28 protein-coding genes are annotated in these 18,424 nt (G+C 37.9%); 6 read left to right on the forward strand and 22 right to left on the reverse strand.

Translation table 11 applies throughout. The annotated features are described in order from the left end of the window. On the reverse strand, positions 1-468 hold the full coding sequence (locus tag IPM62_05890) for a DUF4446 family protein (GenBank protein QQS38880.1): 468 nt from the start codon (positions 466-468) through the stop codon (positions 1-3). Positions 469-613: 145 nt separating this feature from the next. On the opposite strand from IPM62_05890, the gene IPM62_05895 reads away from it, so the two are divergent. The 3 genes from IPM62_05895 (at position 614) to IPM62_05905 (ending at position 1,783) form a co-directional block, all read left to right on the forward strand. Then, on the forward strand, positions 614-895 hold the full coding sequence (locus IPM62_05895; protein ID QQS38881.1) for a hypothetical protein: 282 nt from the start codon (positions 614-616) through the stop codon (positions 893-895). A gap of 48 nt (positions 896-943) precedes the next feature. Then, positions 944-1,093: a hypothetical protein gene (locus IPM62_05900; protein QQS39598.1), complete on the forward strand. Its 150-nt coding sequence runs from the start codon at positions 944-946 to the stop codon at positions 1,091-1,093. An 84-nt stretch (positions 1,094-1,177) separates the two neighbouring features. Further along, positions 1,178-1,783, forward strand: coding sequence for an endonuclease III (locus tag IPM62_05905; protein ID QQS38882.1), 606 nt, complete (start codon positions 1,178-1,180; stop codon positions 1,781-1,783). 65 nt (positions 1,784-1,848) lie between these two features. On the opposite strand, the gene IPM62_05910 is transcribed toward IPM62_05905, so the two are convergent. From IPM62_05910 to IPM62_05975, 14 genes are all read right to left on the reverse strand, one after another. After that, positions 1,849-2,454 carry a hypothetical protein gene (locus IPM62_05910; protein ID QQS38883.1) on the reverse strand — a complete coding sequence of 202 codons (606 nt, stop codon included), beginning with the start codon at positions 2,452-2,454 and terminating at the stop codon, positions 1,849-1,851. A 2-nt stretch (positions 2,455-2,456) separates the two neighbouring features. Then, on the reverse strand, positions 2,457-3,095 hold the full coding sequence (locus IPM62_05915) for a hypothetical protein (GenBank protein ID QQS38884.1): 639 nt from the start codon (positions 3,093-3,095) through the stop codon (positions 2,457-2,459). After that, the gene (locus IPM62_05920) at positions 3,092-3,535 is read right to left on the reverse strand and encodes a D-tyrosyl-tRNA(Tyr) deacylase (GenBank protein QQS38885.1); all 444 of its coding nucleotides are present in this window, start codon (positions 3,533-3,535) and stop codon (positions 3,092-3,094) included. Before IPM62_05920 ends, IPM62_05915 begins: the two co-directional genes overlap by 4 nt. An 18-nt stretch (positions 3,536-3,553) precedes the next feature. Then, entirely contained in the window at positions 3,554-3,799 is a 246-nt protein-coding gene (locus tag IPM62_05925) for a hypothetical protein (protein QQS38886.1), read from the reverse strand. 168 nt (positions 3,800-3,967) lie between these two features. Then, positions 3,968-4,729 (reverse strand): hypothetical protein, encoded by a 762-nt coding sequence (locus IPM62_05930; GenBank protein QQS38887.1) that lies wholly within the window; start codon positions 4,727-4,729, stop codon positions 3,968-3,970. Between the two features lie 180 nt (positions 4,730-4,909). Beyond that, the gene (locus tag IPM62_05935; protein QQS38888.1) at positions 4,910-7,060 is read right to left on the reverse strand and encodes a recombinase family protein; all 2,151 of its coding nucleotides are present in this window, start codon (positions 7,058-7,060) and stop codon (positions 4,910-4,912) included. Between the two features lie 3 nt (positions 7,061-7,063). Beyond that, positions 7,064-7,945 (reverse strand): hypothetical protein, encoded by an 882-nt coding sequence (locus tag IPM62_05940; GenBank protein ID QQS38889.1) that lies wholly within the window; start codon positions 7,943-7,945, stop codon positions 7,064-7,066. Then, positions 7,945-8,214, reverse strand: coding sequence for a MerR family DNA-binding transcriptional regulator (locus IPM62_05945; protein QQS38890.1), 270 nt, complete (start codon positions 8,212-8,214; stop codon positions 7,945-7,947). Before IPM62_05945 ends, IPM62_05940 begins: the two co-directional genes overlap by 1 nt. A 77-nt stretch (positions 8,215-8,291) precedes the next feature. Then, positions 8,292-8,489 carry a hypothetical protein gene (locus IPM62_05950; protein ID QQS38891.1) on the reverse strand — a complete coding sequence of 66 codons (198 nt, stop codon included), beginning with the start codon at positions 8,487-8,489 and terminating at the stop codon, positions 8,292-8,294. 4 nt (positions 8,490-8,493) lie between these two features. Further along, a complete protein-coding gene (locus tag IPM62_05955) occupies positions 8,494-9,450 on the reverse strand; it encodes a tyrosine-type recombinase/integrase (GenBank protein QQS38892.1) in 957 nt (318 codons plus the stop codon). 47 nt (positions 9,451-9,497) lie between these two features. Further along, positions 9,498-10,415, reverse strand: coding sequence for a hypothetical protein (locus tag IPM62_05960; protein QQS38893.1), 918 nt, complete (start codon positions 10,413-10,415; stop codon positions 9,498-9,500). Between the two features lie 85 nt (positions 10,416-10,500). Then, positions 10,501-10,821 (reverse strand): SpoVG family protein, encoded by a 321-nt coding sequence (locus IPM62_05965; protein QQS38894.1) that lies wholly within the window; start codon positions 10,819-10,821, stop codon positions 10,501-10,503. Between the two features lie 331 nt (positions 10,822-11,152). Further along, positions 11,153-11,560: a terminase small subunit gene (locus tag IPM62_05970; protein ID QQS38895.1), complete on the reverse strand. Its 408-nt coding sequence runs from the start codon at positions 11,558-11,560 to the stop codon at positions 11,153-11,155. A gap of 91 nt (positions 11,561-11,651) precedes the next feature. After that, on the reverse strand, positions 11,652-11,918 hold the full coding sequence (locus tag IPM62_05975) for a hypothetical protein (protein ID QQS38896.1): 267 nt from the start codon (positions 11,916-11,918) through the stop codon (positions 11,652-11,654). A gap of 136 nt (positions 11,919-12,054) precedes the next feature. Here IPM62_05975 and IPM62_05980 point away from each other — a divergent pair, with 136 nt between their 5' ends. Further along, positions 12,055-12,303, forward strand: a complete 249-nt coding sequence (locus IPM62_05980; GenBank protein ID QQS38897.1) for a helix-turn-helix transcriptional regulator — start codon at positions 12,055-12,057, stop codon at positions 12,301-12,303. Here IPM62_05980 and IPM62_05985 read toward each other — a convergent pair. The 3 genes from IPM62_05985 to dcm are packed head-to-tail and all read right to left on the reverse strand — an operon-like array spanning position 12,275 to position 14,522. Beyond that, positions 12,275-12,691 (reverse strand): very short patch repair endonuclease, encoded by a 417-nt coding sequence (locus IPM62_05985; GenBank protein QQS38898.1) that lies wholly within the window; start codon positions 12,689-12,691, stop codon positions 12,275-12,277. The two genes, IPM62_05980 and IPM62_05985, sit on opposite strands and share 29 nt — an antisense overlap. A 6-nt stretch (positions 12,692-12,697) precedes the next feature. Beyond that, positions 12,698-13,468: a type II restriction endonuclease gene (locus tag IPM62_05990; protein ID QQS38899.1), complete on the reverse strand. Its 771-nt coding sequence runs from the start codon at positions 13,466-13,468 to the stop codon at positions 12,698-12,700. Then, on the reverse strand, positions 13,461-14,522 hold the full coding sequence (gene dcm / locus IPM62_05995; GenBank protein QQS38900.1) for a DNA (cytosine-5-)-methyltransferase: 1,062 nt from the start codon (positions 14,520-14,522) through the stop codon (positions 13,461-13,463). Before dcm ends, IPM62_05990 begins: the two co-directional genes overlap by 8 nt. Before the next feature lie 64 nt (positions 14,523-14,586). Between dcm and IPM62_06000 the strand changes: the two genes are divergently transcribed. After that, positions 14,587-14,859, forward strand: a complete 273-nt coding sequence (locus IPM62_06000; protein QQS38901.1) for a hypothetical protein — start codon at positions 14,587-14,589, stop codon at positions 14,857-14,859. 22 nt (positions 14,860-14,881) lie between these two features. Here IPM62_06000 and IPM62_06005 read toward each other — a convergent pair whose 3' ends face one another. The 3 genes from IPM62_06005 to IPM62_06015 all read right to left on the reverse strand — a co-directional run bounded on the left by IPM62_06005 (position 14,882) and on the right by IPM62_06015 (position 16,873). Then, positions 14,882-15,946: a YifB family Mg chelatase-like AAA ATPase gene (locus IPM62_06005; GenBank protein QQS38902.1), complete on the reverse strand. Its 1,065-nt coding sequence runs from the start codon at positions 15,944-15,946 to the stop codon at positions 14,882-14,884. Positions 15,947-16,012: 66 nt separating this feature from the next. After that, positions 16,013-16,474 (reverse strand): hypothetical protein, encoded by a 462-nt coding sequence (locus IPM62_06010; protein QQS38903.1) that lies wholly within the window; start codon positions 16,472-16,474, stop codon positions 16,013-16,015. Beyond that, positions 16,475-16,873: a response regulator gene (locus IPM62_06015; protein ID QQS38904.1), complete on the reverse strand. Its 399-nt coding sequence runs from the start codon at positions 16,871-16,873 to the stop codon at positions 16,475-16,477. Between the two features lie 379 nt (positions 16,874-17,252). Between IPM62_06015 and IPM62_06020 the strand changes: the two genes are divergently transcribed. Beyond that, positions 17,253-17,891 carry a hypothetical protein gene (locus IPM62_06020; protein QQS38905.1) on the forward strand — a complete coding sequence of 213 codons (639 nt, stop codon included), beginning with the start codon at positions 17,253-17,255 and terminating at the stop codon, positions 17,889-17,891. Between the two features lie 45 nt (positions 17,892-17,936). On the opposite strand, the gene IPM62_06025 is transcribed toward IPM62_06020, so the two are convergent. Beyond that, positions 17,937-18,398: a response regulator gene (locus tag IPM62_06025; GenBank protein ID QQS38906.1), complete on the reverse strand. Its 462-nt coding sequence runs from the start codon at positions 18,396-18,398 to the stop codon at positions 17,937-17,939. Between the last annotated feature and the right edge of the window lie 26 nt (positions 18,399-18,424).

Consider the following 18,424-nt stretch of genomic DNA (forward strand, 5'->3'; position numbering starts at 1 on the left):
TTATTTATTAATTGCTAATTTTAACGCTTTTTTCTCTTCATTTGAAAGACTGTATTGGGTTTTTCCTTTTTCTATGTCTTTCAAGTATACTCTTGTCCTCTCTCTCGTATGCAATCCAGTTAGTATTATGCCCGTATTTTCTTTATCAAGCAATGCCAAAGAAAAACTGTGATCTCCGCCAAGTTCTTTGAACGGATTGAACCTGACAACTCCCACCTTTTGTACAGCAAATAGTGATTGCTGAGTTAAGTTATTTAAATCGTGTGCAACTCTAGCTATTTTTTCGTCGTTATTTTTTTCTTTCTCGAAAATTTTATGCAATACCTTTGTAATGTCGGAAACATTTACTCCTTTTGACAAAAAACTAATAGACGCATAAGTCTTATACAAAAAATAACTGGCTACGAATAGCCATATCGTCAACAACGAGAAATATACTAATGTAAAGAGAACAATATTTTGATCCAACTTATATTTATATGATTAGTAATTTATTCTGTCGAAAATAAATCCCCTGCAATCAGTTAAATCCATCAAGGGTGAGCAAATAATTACCTCAAACATTTTTACATCTTGAAGAATTAGTGTCAAGGAGATATAAATCGAATTGCAAATGACTCATCGCAGGACAAGAAAACAAAAGAGTTTGGCCAAACATCAATTTACTGTAAGTTGGACCGGAAACGATAGTTCCGACAAGAGCAGTGGAGCTGTCAAGGGGGAAAAGAAAATAAATACCACGCACACCTCAAGCCTAATTAAAACTAATAAAAATGCCGTCTCTTTGGCAAAAGCCAAGAAACTTGGTTTAATCAAGAAAGATATAATTAAGACATTATTTGTAGCTAGCCTCATTTTGAGTTTGGAGCTAGTGATATACTTGGTTTTGCGATAAAGCAGACCGAGTTTAATTATTTTAAACTCTGAGGGGAGGTGATTAATTGTGGACGGAAATAAAAAAATGTATTGTGTGAAATGCCGCGAGAAACGTGAAGGTAAGGATTTAGAACCTTACACCATGAAAAACGGTAAAAAAGCTACAAAAGCAACTTGTGAAGTTTGTGGCACAAAAATGTTTAAGATCGGCGGCTAACTGTCGGTCTTTTTTCTTGGGTTTTTACCCAAAAAGCGAAAGGGAATTTCCGTTTATACGGGTTCCCTTTTGTTATTTAAACGCATGAATTACGAACAAGTATTTAAAATATTTAGAAGCAAGTATCAACATGTTCCGCTTGAAGTATTTGTTGGCGATCCGTATAAGATTCTGGTTTCTACATTATTGTCCTCTCGCACCAAAGATGAAACGACGCTCAAAGCTGCAAATAGATTATTTCTTAAAGCAAACACTGTAACTAAGCTTAATCTACTAACAGAACATGAAATAGCCAGGTTGATTTATCCGGTGGGCTTTTACAAAACAAAAGCACGACATCTTAAAATGCTATCTCAAATTCTTATCGACAAGTATAACGGTAGCATCCCGAAAACCAGAAACCACCTAATGACTTTACCTGGCGTTGGAAGAAAAACGGCAAACTTGGTTTTAAATCGAGCATTTAGCATTCCCGCAATAGCGGTTGACACGCATGTACATAAAATTGCCAATTTACTAGGCTGGGTAAAAACAACTACCCCCGAAAAGACGGAAATAGAATTACTTAAAATCCTTCCCCAACAATTCTGGAGCCAAACCAACAAATTGTTTGTTTCAATCGGGAGACAATTCACAACGAGAAAAAAATTAACACAATTCCTGGTAGAAAACAAACTACGCACCCCGTAAGAGCAAATATCGACTATCGCTATCGAAACATTGAAAAGCCCGTGACACTGACGACAGTAAAAAAGTCATGTATACCTTAAGTATTTTGTAATTAACTTTTTTAATGCATTTTCGGATATCAAATCGATTGACAAATTTACGTCTTCGTTCCACTTCAGCCAAAAATCAACATCGGTTTTCTTTATATACTTTGCCAATCCGTTCTTGTTAACAAATTCTTGCAAACTTCTTTCTCCTACTTTTTCTATTTCGAAAAGGTATTTTTCGGACCTACCAAATTGTTTTGATAATTTAATTTCAAAATCCTTAGAGTAATAAATTTTATTTTTATGTTGAATTATTCTGGGCGCTATACCGGTTTCACACAAATTGGAAAGTATAAGAAATAATGAATAGATCTCGTTCACCCCGCCTCGAATCGGGCAAGATATTTCTTGTAACTTGAACGACTTCTTATTTTCCCATTCTCCCACTTTCTGCATCAACTCCGCTTCACCATTTGTAATCCTTATTCTTGTTTCAACGTTTTTTATATCAGGATTCCAGAAAGAAATGGCAATTCTTTTTTTTATAGAGGGTGGTCCATATTGTTCTTTTAATTGCTTACTTAATTTAGTGTAGAGTTTCTTATCAATATGTCCCAATACTTCGTGTTCGATCACTATTTTCATAATTAGAAGGCGGTGATAGCTACAGCAAAGGAATTCTGTGCATATATACACCCCCACACATATTCTCCACCCGTTAGTAGTTTTTTGTGACCCAAACTATTCTCCCACATCGAAACAGTTTCTTGAGGACTTTCGCCTCCTGCTGCTAAAAATTCTGCTACGGTTGAATAATTACTAAAAATACTTTGCAGGTCGGGGCGTTTCTCGGTCATATTACTGAAACCCTCGTGTCCATCTAATTTCCCAAGTTCCAGTAGTTCATTCAAACGAATCGATGCAATCGTACACAATTCATCCTTCTGGTTTAACGGATTTACGCCCATTTCTTGACGCCTCTTATTGACAGCATCCCAAAGATCAGGACCCCCCCAGTTTGAATTTCTAATATAAGTGATTTCTTTTGTTTCTTCTTTGAAATTATTCGTAATTTCAACCGGTGTTGGAGTAACTTCAATATTCGTAAAGGCGTTAAGAATAGAAGAAACCTGTTGAGCATAAAAGTTATCAGACTTCTCTTGTCCATAATTTATTCCCTGGTAAAACCCCAAGGTATAGGTGGCACCGATTAAAGCAATAGCAAGAACCAGAGTAAAAACTCCGGAAAATACTTTCAGCACATTTTGAAATACAATTTTATTCATTGTTTGGTATCAATTATTATCGTAACTGGACCGTCAAGTGTTGTGTTAATTTGCATATATTCACCAAACTTGCCAGTCTTGACGTTTATACCATATCCAACTAGTTTGTCAACAAAATACCGATATATTTTTTCGGCATGTGATGAATCGGCTGCATCAACAAACGACGGTCGATTACCCTTTTTAGTATTGGCAAAAAGCGTAAATTGAGAAACTACCAAAACCGACTCGTTCGCATCTATTAAAGACAGATTCATTTTACCCTCACTATCTGAAATTATTCTTAACTTCACAATCTTTTCCGCAAGGATATTAGCATCAATCACTGTGTCGTTTTGAGTAATACCCACAAGTATAAAAAACCCTTTATTAATTTCACCAACAACTTCATCGTCGACACTAACCGATGCTTCAAGTACTCTTTGTACGACAATTTTCATTGATAATTATTATAGAAATTACAAACTAAAAACGCTAAAACCTATTTGCTTAAACAGTAATGCATATATATATCCCCAAGAAAGCGCGGTCAATGCCCACAATCCGATAAGTATCAACCAATCAAAGCGTTTCTTGCCTTGAATGCGTATCTTATATTCTCGATAGACGATACTCATCGCAGCAGCAGTCGAAGCCAGATAACCCGACAAAAGTGTGACTCTGACTAAGTTCGAAAACAATGACACCAGTGTGTTTAACGTCATAACCCTATTTGTATCAAAATATGTACCTTAGGTGAAGACGTGTTATTAATACCTCATCGCAAAGGATCTTAGTATTTGATAATCAGTTTCTCAATTTGTGAAGGTGATATATAAAGCCGTGCACCTATGCCTAACGCTTTGGCAACGTCGACGTTTTTTTGATCATCATCAAAATACGCAATCTCGTGCATACTTTTGATCGAAGATATCTATTAATTCCGATTCTTTGCCGATTATATTAATACCAATATTTTTTACTTCATCTTTATTACCAAAAAATAAATTTTTCAACTCTGAATCATTTCTCTTTTTAAATCGGGAAACAACTTCATCTTTTGTCAACTTCAATTTGCAGTAAAAAATGAATGCGACGTTATACGATTTTGTTCTAAACGCTCCGATTAATTCTATCTTCTCAATATCGCTTTCCACCACACCCGTTTCTTCGAGCACTTCATTTTGAGCTGATTTGAACAAATCAACATCTTTTCTATGTTGCGGTTTGTTAAATACTCCACCGATATAACTATACTTTCTACTTGCTGCAAAAAAATCTGATTTTTCACCAAATACAAACATGGCATTACTTGTCTCGATAAAAATTGAAGAATAAGTCGCCATGGGCAAGTATTCATCTCCCTTTCTTATTAATTCATCGGTAAAATCTCCAATCGAAGATCTGATACTAAACGGAACTGTCGAAAATTCTAGTTTACATTTATTGTCGTGAATGACATACCCATCCAATCTACAAACTGGCTGATCCCACATTTTTTTACCGTTTTTCAGCGCCTCTTCAAGTTTCAATTGCCAGATCTGCTGTGCTTTATTTTCAATATTTTTATCTATCTTTCGCGACGATACACTGCTATACGTACAAGAAACACTGTCTTTTGGAAACACTCCTTGAAATAAAATCTTACCGTCCATAGCTTTTATGGAATTTTACCATCTAATTATTATTATCAAACGTGCTAAGTATTTGACCAACGTACATCATTAGAAATGTACAATTATGGTTTTATGAAATTATTATTTCCTGTTTCAATACCGTTTTGACATTACCGCAAATTCCAACCAATTATTTATTTATAATCAATTGACTTTTGTCTACACATCCTCCTTTGGTCTATACTGCAGCGCCTCTGCTATATGATTGGTAGATACTTCCTTTGTTTCTTCTAAATCCGCTATTGTTCGGGAAATTTTTATTACCTTAAAATAACTTCGAGCTGACAAATTCATGGAAGATATTGCACTTCTTAGTATTGTTCGACAGTCAGCATTTAGCAGACAAAATTCTTTCACGGTATTGGAACTCATTTCGCCATTTGATACAATTTTTAATCCCTTAAACCTCTTTAGTTGAGCATCCCGTGCTTTTTGTATTCGCCGTTGTATAGATTTCGAGTTTTCGTTTTCATTGGTTTGTTTTCCAATTAGTTTGTATGTGTCAACCGATGGAACCCACACATGAATATCGATTCTGTCAAGAAGAGGTCCGGAAATTCGTTTAGCATAGCGTGAGATCTGTCCCGGTAAACACTTACATGGCCGTTTGGGGTCTTTGTAATATCCACACGGGTGGGGGTGTACATTGTTTTCAACAAGGACACCATCTAATACATCATCAACAATAAACTCTATATGAACCTCACCCTTGTCTCCTACAACAACCCTCTTTATGAATTGCTGCAAAACCTTCTTTTTCTTAGCCAAATCCCCATTATTGAAGTGTTCGTCAAACTTCATAAGGAACTTCCTCTTTTTATCAAGTAAAGCATTGTTTTCCTCTATAGAGGCAAGGCTACGCTCTAATTTTGTCAGTTCTTCTTTGGCTGTCTTTAGTGCCATCTCAACTTCTTTTGAGCGTTCATAGTAAGTTTGAGGAGTAACAAAGCCCTCCTGAAATGCACTGTCCCACCTATCTTTTGCAAAATTGAGCTTAAAGATTTCCTTTTTCTTGGCTGCAACCTGATGCTTCAGGCTCTCAATAAACTTATCAATCGATAACCTCTCAAATGCTTCTTTAACTTCAGCATTTTGTGCCAATTCATGAATCCTCTGTATTATCACTCCTTCCAGTTTAGCAGCTGACATTTTGTAAGTGTTGCATGGACAGACTTTGACACCGCTAATATGATTGCATGGACAACCATAGTGTATTCGTGGTTTGGCATTAGGTGACCTCTTGAGAGTTGAGGGAGTAGGGTTTTGTCGCTTGTAGTGTAGTCTGTGCCCACAGTGGCAATATGCCAGAGGTATTAATAATCCCTCACTCGCAATAGCCCTGCCTCTGAAAATATACCGCTGTCTCATCCGTTCCTGGGCTACCTTGAATGTATCTTCATCAATCAGTTTTGGGATTTTCTCGTTAGGCACTAATATCCATTCTTCTGGTGAGGTTTGCTTTCGCTTACCTCTGAAAACAGGTCTATGGTTATGCCTTACTATGCCTATATAAAAAGGGTTTGCCAAGATTTTCCTAACGCTGGGAGGTCTCCACAACCCTCCCATAGGAGCTGGAATTTTTTCCTTGTTCAAGACAGTGCAAATTTTGCGGTAAGAATAATCCTCCCTGACAAAGTGTTTGAATATTCTCTTTACCACCTCAGACTGCGCCTCATTCACCAAGATGTCAAATTCTACTGTTGGATGTATCCGCTTATAATCTTTGTTTAAACCATAAGGAACATTGTGAGGGTCACCCCTTAAAGCTCTCTTCCTCGCACCTTGCCTTACTTTTCTCCTTATACCTTTAACATCTATGTCAGCTTTTATATCGACTATCGCCTCATGGATAACCTCTGAATCATCCTGCTGGGGGTCATAGAGTCTTGGGTCAACAATTTCCCTGGGTTGGTTATAGGAATAAAATTGGATAAAGTTCTTTTTTAATGTTTGCCTAACAAGTAAAGCTGTATCCCTATCCCTGCTAAACCTATCTGCGTCATACACAACTAAAACATCAAATTCCCCTTTGTTGGCAGCGTCCATCATTGCCATCAACCCCTCTCGGCTTTCGATGCGGTGACCTTTCTGTACATCCTTAAAAACCAAATCAACAAACTTCCAGTGGTGGTTGTCTATCGCTTGCAAACACCTTTTTTTCTGTTCATCGAGGCTTCCCTTTGTAGGGTCTGCCTGGTCATCTGTTGATACTCGGATATAGTAGGCTGCCCTTACTTCTACTTCCTCAATTTCAACCTTCGGTGTAACTGAATTTAGACCTAATTTGTTAAGCAGTTTTGTGTTTTCCATAAGTTACCAAGTTATTACTGTCCTTTGACCTGTAATCTCATCATGGGCAATAGTGCCAATCATCGAACCAACTGATGTTAGGTCAATTTTCTGCAAAGAGTTTTCCCATATCTCTTTTAACTTTTTCCCTTCTTGGGTCTCATTAATGAATTTCTGGGCTTCCCATTCGCCAAAGGGTTCTTTCAAAACCCCATCCAAACCCCTTCCTATAAAAGATTCAAAGCTAAGGCATGACAGGCCAACTAAGTGCATTATGTCAACCTGTGTTAGTGGAGATGCCTTCGATATTATTGGTGACAGGTGTCTAAGCCACCAGTCCCTTGACACAGTGTTTATTTGCTCTGGGGTTAATAGTTCTTTCTTTACATTCAGTGGTCTGATTGAGAAGATTGTGACAGCCAACGCCAAGTACCTTATGTGCTTTGGACTCAAGTTAGAAATTGAGTCTATTGCTTGAGGTGACACAAGAGATATTAGACTATCCTCATTCGCAATTAGCCTCTCAGATATAACCCTCGCTAATAATTTATGCCTTTCTTCATTCGATGTCTTTGATGCTGCATATAATGCATCCTGGAAGGTTGCAGAAAAAGCTGGGTCTCTAAACGCTGACTTAACTAATGCGGCAGTAACTGGGTTGTCTTTGCTTGATTCCTCAATTTTCTTAATTTTCTCTGCAATATCTTCCAGATAATGTAGTGTGTTTTCCTCAGCTTTCTTTTGGACTTCCTTTTGGTGAGGTCTCCATTTATCCTTTAACCACTTAATCGCTGGACTTAGTGCAGCCTTGACCACCATTGAACCTGCCTCAGAAGCCCCACTTTTAGCGATTTCCTCTACACCTTTTGTCAATACATCTGTTACTGGTTTTGGGTCTATTGCCATTACTTACCACCTATCCTTTCCTTAATTTCAGTGATACTAAGCCTTTTAGACTGATACCTTTTAACTTCAGATATTATCTTTAGGCTCTTGTCCTCATCAAATAACTGGTAACCTCCAGGAGTTTTTTCCACCACCTCAAGCAAGCCTTCTTTTGCGTAGTAACGGATAGTAGAAGGGAGCACCCCTGCCTTTAATGCTAATTGTCCAACTTTAACCTTTTTCATAATTTTTTTCCGCAAAATTTTTTCCTTACCAGTCCCAAATGTCATTTTGGTTCTGGACTACCACCCATAAAAGAGTCTCATAAATTTAATGGTTGGTTGGAAACCCATACCCCCCTTGGCTATTATGGATTTGTCCTACCCCCATCTTTGTTCTCAACTGCTAAATCTTTATCCAGGCGTTCCTTTTCTCGCATAGCCCTAATGTTCTGAGCTGCTATCGTAAAGATGCGGTTATAGGCAGTCGTCAAAGCCCTATCAATCTCCTCTGGAGTGCCTACTTGCTTAAATACTATGTTAGGTGGAACTACTTTTCTTCCCATAATTTCAACTTCCTGTATTTATGATTATCGGAACTTCAGGTGGGCTTTCGCTAAAAGCAACCCCATCAAAAGCGTTGTAATACCTTGGCAAATCCGCTTGCTTCTTGATGCTATCGTTGTACACTTGCAACATTTCTAAGCTGCGGTGTCTGGTATATTGTGCAACCTCAAGCAAGTCTCCTTTATATGTCTTAATGAGCTTGGTGGTGAAGTAGTGCCTAAACCCATGTGTGGACTTCTCGATATCTAAACCCTTGAGAACAGTAGTCACAATTTCCCTGATTGCTCTTGTGGTAAGTCTCTGGTTATTGCGGTTGTTGCTTATAGAAGTAAACAATGCACCAGAGGCTTTTCTGTTTGATTTTATGTAATCCAAAAGCACTCTTACTGATTCAGGGTGTAGGTCAATCGGTTCTTTGTCATCCCTGCCTTTTCCCTGGATTAGTGCTGTCATATTTGATAAATCCAAGTCCTCTACATCAAGCCTCACAATTTCAACTTGCCTCAAGCCCTGCAATGCCAGTAGGCTCATTATCGCTTTGACTCGTGTGTTCTGTGGAGTAGGGTCAAGAGACCTGAGGTAACTTACAAGCCTTGCCATTTCAATCTCGCTAACCCCTGTCCTTTTATGCTTTTTCTCTTGGGTGAATGTCTTTATGTTTTGGGTTATATCAACTGGTAATACTCCTTGTCGATTCAACTCCTTGAGGAATATCCTGGCAGCAGCAAGATATTTATTCTTTGTTGAGGTGCTTAAATCAGTCCTTCCTATCAAATATCTCTTAAATTCTAAGAATGTGTTATGAGTAAATCCATTACCCTGGAGAAAATCTAAAAATAGTCCAATGCGATACTTGTAGTCTATGCGTGTACTTTCGGCTACATCAAGAAGGTCAAATATCTTCTGTGCGCTCAAATGTGGGTTATTTATCGTCAAATCTAAATCGTTGTTCATGGTCATTAAAGTTCGTGACTCACAGTCTCATCCTTAAAGTATCACTTTAAGGTTTAAGAGTCAAGTGTTTTGTTTTTTCTCACATAAAAAACCATTCCAGGTAAGGCATCTATGAAACTGGCAAACCGTTTGCCACCCTGTTTCTTGATATGAGGCAGTTCGCTCCATATCCTGGCAGCCTCAATCACCTCATACTCGGTATAATTATTTGCCAATAGTTCCTTGAATAACCTAACCTCCTTGATAAGGATTCCAATATCTTTGGGCTTTCTGCTTGGGAAAATCTCGTAGTATTGGTCAAGCAGCTTTGCCTCTTGGTGCATCCGATATCTTTCCTTTTGGGTTCTAAGCAATGCGGTTCTCCTACTTAGAAACTTCTCAAATACCCTTTTTCTACTCAAAATGTTTGCTGCACCTTTTTCCTTAATCCATTTAGCTGCCCTGCGTGCCTCTTTGACAGTGTCTATCTCTGGATACTCATCAATCATCTCTTTTAAGAATTGCTTATCGTCTATGGAGAGTAGAGCCTTTAAGTAATTTATCTTTTCCTCCTTAGTAGAGAAGCCACCAAAAGGAACTTTTGGTACTCCTTTAGGAGTATCATCCTTTTTATAATCCTTTATATTAGTGTGTGCCATTTTGTCTCGACTGGTAGAGTCATTATGTCCTGACTCAGTGGTAGTTGAGCCAATTTGTCCTAACGGAGTCGAGACATTTTGTCCCAAGTACAACTCAAGTATCTTAGAGCGATTTACCTTAATCCTCACCAGTATCCCTGCATTACCAGCCAATTTTCTTTGTATAGGGGTTAGTAAAGAATTTCCCCTCTCATCATCCATCAGTAGAAAATTAGGAATTGTCTCGTTAAATATCCTTGATAAAGTCCGTGTACTCATGTTGTTTTCCTCTGCCCAATGGTCACGATTATGTAACTCTGTCCATTCTCGTTGCCATCCTACGGAATCACGCATTACCGAGCAAAATAATTTCCAAGCCAAGGGACTAAGGACTTTTTTAACAAAGTCGAGGTAGAGATGGTCAAACTGTGTATAGCCTTTATTCTTCGTAGTCTCCATAGTTAATCCTTTCCTTAATCAGCTCCTCAAACTTTTCCGTTATAGATTTCTGGATAGCGTCACCAACTTCCCTGCTTATAGGGTAGAAGTAGTAATAATTCTGTCCATTCGATAACTTTTTCGTGGGGTAGGAAAGCCTATACGAACCATCAGCTTTACTAACGATTCCAATGTTGTCCAACCTCAACATCCTATTGATAATGCAACTGGCAAATGCCACAAGTCCATCACTTGACCGAATGGGAATTATCCGAACCTCGCTTACCTGAATATCACCGCTGGTGCTGCCTGGGCTGCCCATGCTACCTCCTTTCTCCAGTCATAAGGTGTAATCCTGACCTCATCCTTTCGCTTGGGTAAGACTACCGCTTTAACTGGCTTTGGTTGTGTAACAGGAGTAGAGAGTGAAGATTCCTCGTACAAGAACTGAAGGGATGGAACAAACCGAGTTATAAAAGAAGGGAAGTTATCCGTTGTGAGATTGTCTGTGAGTTTAATCTTTTCGTGATTCATAGTCCGTTAAATAAAAAGCCACCTCTTTTGCTGAACCTGGATAGGTTCTGCTAAATAAGGTGGTCGAACTATGACCTCCGATTAGATTAATAATAATGTATTACTTCTGCAACTCAAAGTCAACTGGCTCTCCAGGTGTCTCCTCTCATTTTATTGAGCATCTCATCAATTTCCCCTGGGGTCTTTGGTACACTCGGCATTTCAACTTTGCCTCTTGGTGCTTCCCAGCCTGACCATTTTCCTACAAGGTTAAGCCCTGCAACTGACACAGCATCGCTTTCCTTGGGCTGCATGATAATTTCCCTTGCCCTTTTGATTGCTACTTGTTGAGTAATGCCGCTATCCTGCATCAGCCCATCTAACGCTTCCCTTATCTTTGGCTTCCTCATGTTCTTTTTAGCTATATCCTTTGGGTCTTTGCAATCTGGGTAAGCTATTCTTGCTGCCTTTGTTGGAGAGAGTAGTTCGATTACTTTCTGCACAAAGACTTGCTGTTTTATTGTAAGAGTGTCTGATTTTGTCCTCATAGTCGTGAGCAAAAGACAACTATTTTCACCAAAACACGCTCAATTCACATACGGAGGGGTGACAAAGGGGGACAATCTAAGTATAACAGAATTACAATAGATTCAACTTGCCCATCACAAAATCTATAACAGAAAACCCAGTAACAGTGTAAATCGCAAGGTCAATTAATCCATAGAATACTAAAAACGCAATAACGCCAGAGACAATGTAAACGCCACTCCAGAACAACTTAATGAGGAAAAGAAAAGGTTCATCAGTTGCCTTTGGCTTGAAATCATTCTCAGTTGCCCACTCCAGATTGTATGGGTCGTCATTGAAAGGGTCTATGTAAACTTCAACTTCTTTTTTTACCTTCATAAATAAAATGGCAGCTTAAGACCTCGTGTAGTCCCTTGGCTGCCTCAGTGTGCTGTCAGCAAATATAGCGTGATATTACCATGATGTGACTGTGAGACGCAAGACTCCTGGTCACATACTTAGTAAATTATGGTTTATGGGAAAGGTTAATAAAAGTTTTCCAATCAACGAAAAAGAGAAAGAGGAGGTGCAGCAGAAGTTTGGCAAGAGGCTTGCTGAACTACGGAGTGGTAAATTTACTCAAGAAAAATTCGCATTCGAGGTGGGAGTTGACAGAACCTATATCAGCTACATCGAAAGGGGAGAAAAGAATCCATCTCTTTATGTTTTGGCAAGAATGGCAAAAGCCCTTAAAATTAGTTTGTCGGAGTTAGTAAGCTTTTAATTTCACTTAATTTTTTCTGAAGCTGGATTTTGTCGCTCAATTCGTGTTCCCAAAGCCTAATCACAGTCCAACCTATTTCATTATAGTGACTATTTACTAAGTTGTCTCGTTTTTTATTTCTGCTTATTTTCTCTCTCCAATAATCCTGGTTGCTGTTCGGCATTCTTAGATGTGAATCGCAACCATGCCAGAAACATGAATCTATAAATAAAACCACTTTTTTACTTTTAAAGACAAGGTCAGGCTTTCCAAAATAACGAGGGTTATTTTTTCTGTATCTTATACCTTCTGTCCAAAGTTTTTTCCTAAACTCAATCTCAAGCTTAGTCTCCTTGCTTTTTACCTTGCGCATTATTTCACTGCGTTTTGCTTTGGACACTTTATCCATATTAGATTAACGGACTATGGCACAGGGGTTTATCTTGAACTGAAGCATTTTAGCTGATTCTCTACCGCCATCTCCGCCTTTTCTTTGCATTGTAATTTTTCCAATTTTTAAACTTCCCTGATTCGTAATATACACTTTGCCGCCCCCATAAAAATTCATAACTACAGATATAGGAAGTAATGTCCACACACTTACATCTTTCTGGTATATTAGCATCCACGCTGCAGCAAGCTTGTCTCTTCCTTTTAAGATGTCGCTTACAATCATTATTTTGTTTTCTTCAAAGAACTTAACTAATTCATTTTGAGAATTAGAATCTAATTCATCTAAAAACATTCTTCTACCATCCCTTGTGTTTGTCCTGCTGGGTGAAAACTCTCCAGTAAAAAGTTTTAGTGAATGAGCGATATTGTCTGGAATTGCCCATAGTTCGATATATTTATCAACCCATCTTTTATCAACTTGATTAAAACCAGTGGGGTTGCTCACCAATTTTATGGATAAATTCTCTGCAGAGATGGCGTTTTTAAGATAAATTTTTATTTTTACCTGCACATCTGTTTTATACGAACCTGTAATTTTCACTGCTTCTACTTTTTCAATCTCCTCGAGATTGTAGTTCATAACAGTTAGCCAGTCTTGAGCATCAAGGTCTGACTTCCAATTATTAAATTTTTCTACCACATCATTTTCATTTTTAAATCCGCCTTTTGCAGTAGCAGAACCTCGTTTTACCAATTCGTCTATATTGTTTGTTGTATTGCTGTAATTAGACATTATAAGTTTCCAGATTTAGTTGCTCTATCTTACCCCTTTTTTTAGTAAGGGACTTCTCGTTCTCCGTTAAGGGATATGTCTCTAAAACTTTTTTAAATATTGCAATCAATACTGGGACAGAGACACTATCGCCAAATTGTTTATAAGCGATGTTTCGTTTTACTGGAATAACGAAACTCTCAGGATAACCTTGTAGCCTTGCGCACTCTCTGGGAGTTAGTTTCCGCACTTTGTTATTTATAAAATAAGCCCCTGTCTTGCTGGCTGCACCGCCACCATAAGCCGATAGGGTTATTCCTGAAGCATATATTGAATATATTCTTTCCCCTTGACCTCCTTTGTTTATTTTACCTATTTGCAAAGGTCTTCTTGGGTCATTCACAGATTTTTCGTCACCATATATTTCCATATCGCTTCGGTTAATGTAACAGTCTTTATCAACATTGATTTCAGGCTCTATAATGTCTTTTACAACCTTTAGTGAATTTGAATTATTGGGAAAGGTAAACTCGGTTACATTCAAATCCTTCCTAAATGCAACCATATACACTCTTTCTCTTGCTTGTGGAACTCCATAATCACTTGAACGAAGCACTTTAATGAAAGTATTATATCCAACCTCATTAAGAGTATTCTCAATTACTTTAATCGTATTACCATTATCATGTCTTAATAAATTCTTTACATTTTCTAAGAATAATATTTTAGGTTGGTGGTATTTAGCAATTCGAGCAATATCTCTGAACAGAGTACCTCTTGTATCATCAAAACCAAGTCTTTTTCCTGAAATGCTAAATGCTTGACAAGGAAAACCAGCACATAACACATCATGTCTTGGAATATTTTTTTCCTTAATCTTTGTTATATCTCCCTGAGGTGTATCACCAAAATTTGCAGAATATGTTGACTGTGAATTTTTATCCCATTCAGAACTGAAAATGCACATTCCTCCAAGTTCCTCCAATGCCATTCTGAACCCACCAATACCAGCAAATAGGTCTATAAAAGTAAATTTATTGCTTTTTCCGTTAATAGTTTTGCTTGTTTTGCTCATAAATTTTAATGATTATTGCTTTATAGTATATCAGTTTTTCTGCTAAATGCGCTATAATAAATTTATGGGAATAAGACAAGGTGTAACTCGATATACGAGTGGGTACATTCGAAAGTTAACTAATAGCGAAAAGGCAAGAGGCTATATGTTTATCTCAAACGATAGGTTAATTAAAGGTAATAAAGATATAAAAATCATTATTGGTAATAAAAATTTCTCTGGGGAAAATATAGACAATTCAGGTAGAATAGTTGCTGGTAAAGATGTAATTCAAGATATAGGAAATAAAGATATAACTTTTAAACTAAGCGGTAACAGATTAACGATAACCTTCTAAAATTCTTGAACAATGTACATCCCTAAGGACAAGGATTGCTGGCAGCAACCAACAAAAATTTCGCGGGGTATGAGACGGTTGCTTTGGCTCTGGATATTGTAACTACACCATCCTCCATTGGTTGGCGCAAACTTTCGAGAACGTTTCTGGGAAATTCGGGAAATTCATCTAGAAAAAGTACACCTCGATGTGCCAGCGAAACCTCGCCTGGAGTTGGATTGCTCCCTCCGCCAATTAAACCAATTCGACTCGTGGTGTGATGTGGACTACGAAACGGCCTTGAAATCATAAGCGATTGACCGGATGGTAAATTGCCGGTTATGGAATATATCTTGGTAACCGAAAGTGCTTCATCTTCGTTTAACAAAGGTAGTATCCCCGGCAATGCACGCGCTAGCATGGTTTTCCCCGATCCGGGAGATCCGCGCATAAAAATATTGTGTCCACCCGCCGCAGCGATTTCCATTGCCCTTTTGGCTTGTTCTTGTCCAATAATTTCACTAAAGTCAAATTCCGCACTAGCGGTTTTGAGTAATTTACTAAACGATGTTTTTACGACTGGAATAATTGAAATTGTTCCGGAAAAATATCGAACTAATTCAAGGAGATTCTCAACCGGATAAACATCAATGCCGGTTACAACACTTGCCTCTTTTGCGTTCACGCTCGGTACAAATATTTTCTTAATATCCCTACTTTGACTTGCAAGATTGGCAATTGGCAACAATCCGTTTGTGTGTCTTAAACCTCCGTCAAGAGACAATTCCCCCATAAACATACAATCGTTAACAGTTGGCGCTATTTGTCCCGAAGCAAGCAGAATCCCTAGAGCAATCGGCAAATCGTATGCCGGTCCGTTTTTGGGTAAATCGGCAGGCGCTAAATTTACCGTTATCCGCGACATGGGAAAATCAGCACCGGTGTTTTTTATGGCTGATCTTACACGCTCTTTACTTTCTTCCACCGCCTTATCGGGTAAACCAACAATAGTGAAGCTGGGCAAACCTTCTTGGGGAATATCGACTTCTACTTCAATTCTTTTAGCATCCAAACCGAGAACGGCACCAGAGGTAACTTTAGCAAGCATAATTAAATATACAACGAACCAACAATTTTTGCGACGACTTAGGGAGAAGTCTTGGGAACTGCTTTGTCACTTACTTCTCTCGAAATTAATTGGCGTCGTGGGAAGGGGGGTAACAATTATATTTTTATTAATTTCAGTGTCGGAAGGAGTCGTGCTGTGCACCTGAACACTAGTCTTGTTATTTTTGTTTTTGAAATATAAAACAAAGGCTTCTGACGGAGAGATTTTTTCAATGTTTTCAAAATTTATTTTTTCAATGCGAGAAACCACCTTTCCGTCTTTGAAAGCCACAATCCTTTTGATGGGACTTTTACGTTCAAATACCAATGAAAAAATACTAAGTAAAATCATCAAAGGAATCACAGAAATTATCAGAAACAACCACCAGTACGACTTGGTACTTTCTTTGAATAACATTTTAAAAGTCTTGAAGTTCAAACTAACAAAAACAGTCGTAAAAAATATTAACCCAACATAAGCTGCCAGTCTAATTAATGTGACAACGTTTGCGTTAAAATTTACATCCATTTATTTAGAAGACAAATGCTCTCTCACCTTGTTTACAACTGTTTCGGGGGTTTGCATTGCTTTTACCAGATATTCAATAGCTCCAAGACGCTCGGCTTTCCTTCTGTCATTTTGGCTTACCATATTCGTTAAAATAATAACCGGAATATCTCTTCCTTTTTTTGTCGCCCTAAGTTTTTCCAAAACATCTAGACCAGATTCTCTGGGCAAACCCACATCAAGAAGAATCAAATTAATATCTTCGTTCTGGGCAAGTTTCAAACCGGTTTCACCGTCATGGGCAACAAGGATTTTGAATGCCTCAATTGTGAATTTTTCTTCATATAATCTGGAGAGGGTCAAATCGTCCTCGATTAATAAAACCGTTGCAAGATAAACTCTGCCGTCAGTATCTGTCATTAAAATCTAAATGTAATGTCATATTACCCCACCTTAAGAATTTGTTCAATTAGCTATAAAGTAATACTTGTCTTGATACCACTTACTATAATTTCTCCCGCTACACACCATATCCTTACGCTTTTATATTTAGAAAATTTAGTAAATTTTAATTCTCCAAACGTTTACCAATTTAATGTTAGTAATCAATCTTAATTCAGGTTTGTTATTTATAACACATGTTTTCGGCAGTTTGAATATATTCCCCTAAACATACCTAGTTAAAGAAAATTACTTAATATATGCAAGACAATTATCGATCAATACGTCACTTCATGTGTTTGCATAGCTAGACAAAACACACTTTGACAAGTTAATTTTGTTGTGGGAACATATATCTGTGAGAAGTTATTACAAAATACTTATTTTCGTCGCCCTGATTGTCGTTTCAAGTTTTGTTGTCGTCAAAAAAATAAGTGCCTCGGAAGGTGTAGCGGAATTACGCAGTACAAATGGTGAAGACTATAGATGCGTAGTTGAGTCACAGTTGGCGCAAGATCGGACTTATAAACTACTTGTGACGTGCCGTGATCTAATATATCCATCTGATTCCACGGTTTTTTCGTACATATTATGGGCCAACCCAACCGATGGGGGTAAGATTATTAAATTGGGAGCTCTTGACTTCGGTAAAAAATTATTTACTTCAAAAAGAGCATTTACCAGTATTTTCATTACAACGGAGACGGCTCTAAAAGGTGAAGCGCCACAAGGTCCGGTTGTTATGCAGGGAACAACCCTACCACGGGCATTTTTGGATAAACCCACAAGTCCAACCCCTACACCCGAAGGTCAAGAAATTACGGAAGAGGTCGTCACAAAAACGCCAGATAAAAATCAAGCGGAAGACGAAAAGGTTCCCTCTACGAGAAATCGATTAAGCACGGCTTTGAGAAGGGCAAGTTTAATAGGAGTAATAATTCTTCTTATCGGCGCAGTTGTCGCATTAGTTGTAATTCTTCGTTCCAAAAAGAGATAAAGAAAATTCTTCTAATTTACGTAAAAAAAGTTAGGCAATGAAGCATTAAGCAATTCCCAGATGTTTTTTGACTTTCAATACCACTTCTCCCGGTGTTAGATTTGCCTTAAGTAAGTATTCTTTTGCTCCCAACTGGATGGCTTTTTGTTCTTCGTCTTTTTCAGATAAATTGGTAAGAATTATAACCGGTATAGTTTTTCCCTTAGTGTCGGTTCTTAGTTTCTCCAACAAATCTATTCCCGAAAGTTGTGGCATCATAATATCTAAAACAATAAAGGAGGGGTCGTTTTTTAAAGCCATATTTAAACCGGTTAGTCCATCCTCGGCTACCATTACTTGAAATCCTTCATGAGTAAATTTCGCCTGATACATTTTTACGATCAGGGGATCGTCTTCGACAATTAACACTTTCGGAGAATTTGACATCTTTGCAGTCGACCCATCTTGCACACCCTCAACTTCATCGGTCTTTATCGGCTCAACTGTTTTTTCATCTGAATCACTCATAATTTCATTATCTTTGTTTTCTTGTG

This window comes from Candidatus Woesebacteria bacterium (assembly GCA_016700095.1).
In the GTDB taxonomy this organism is placed as follows: Bacteria; Patescibacteriota; Microgenomatia; order UBA8517; family UBA8517.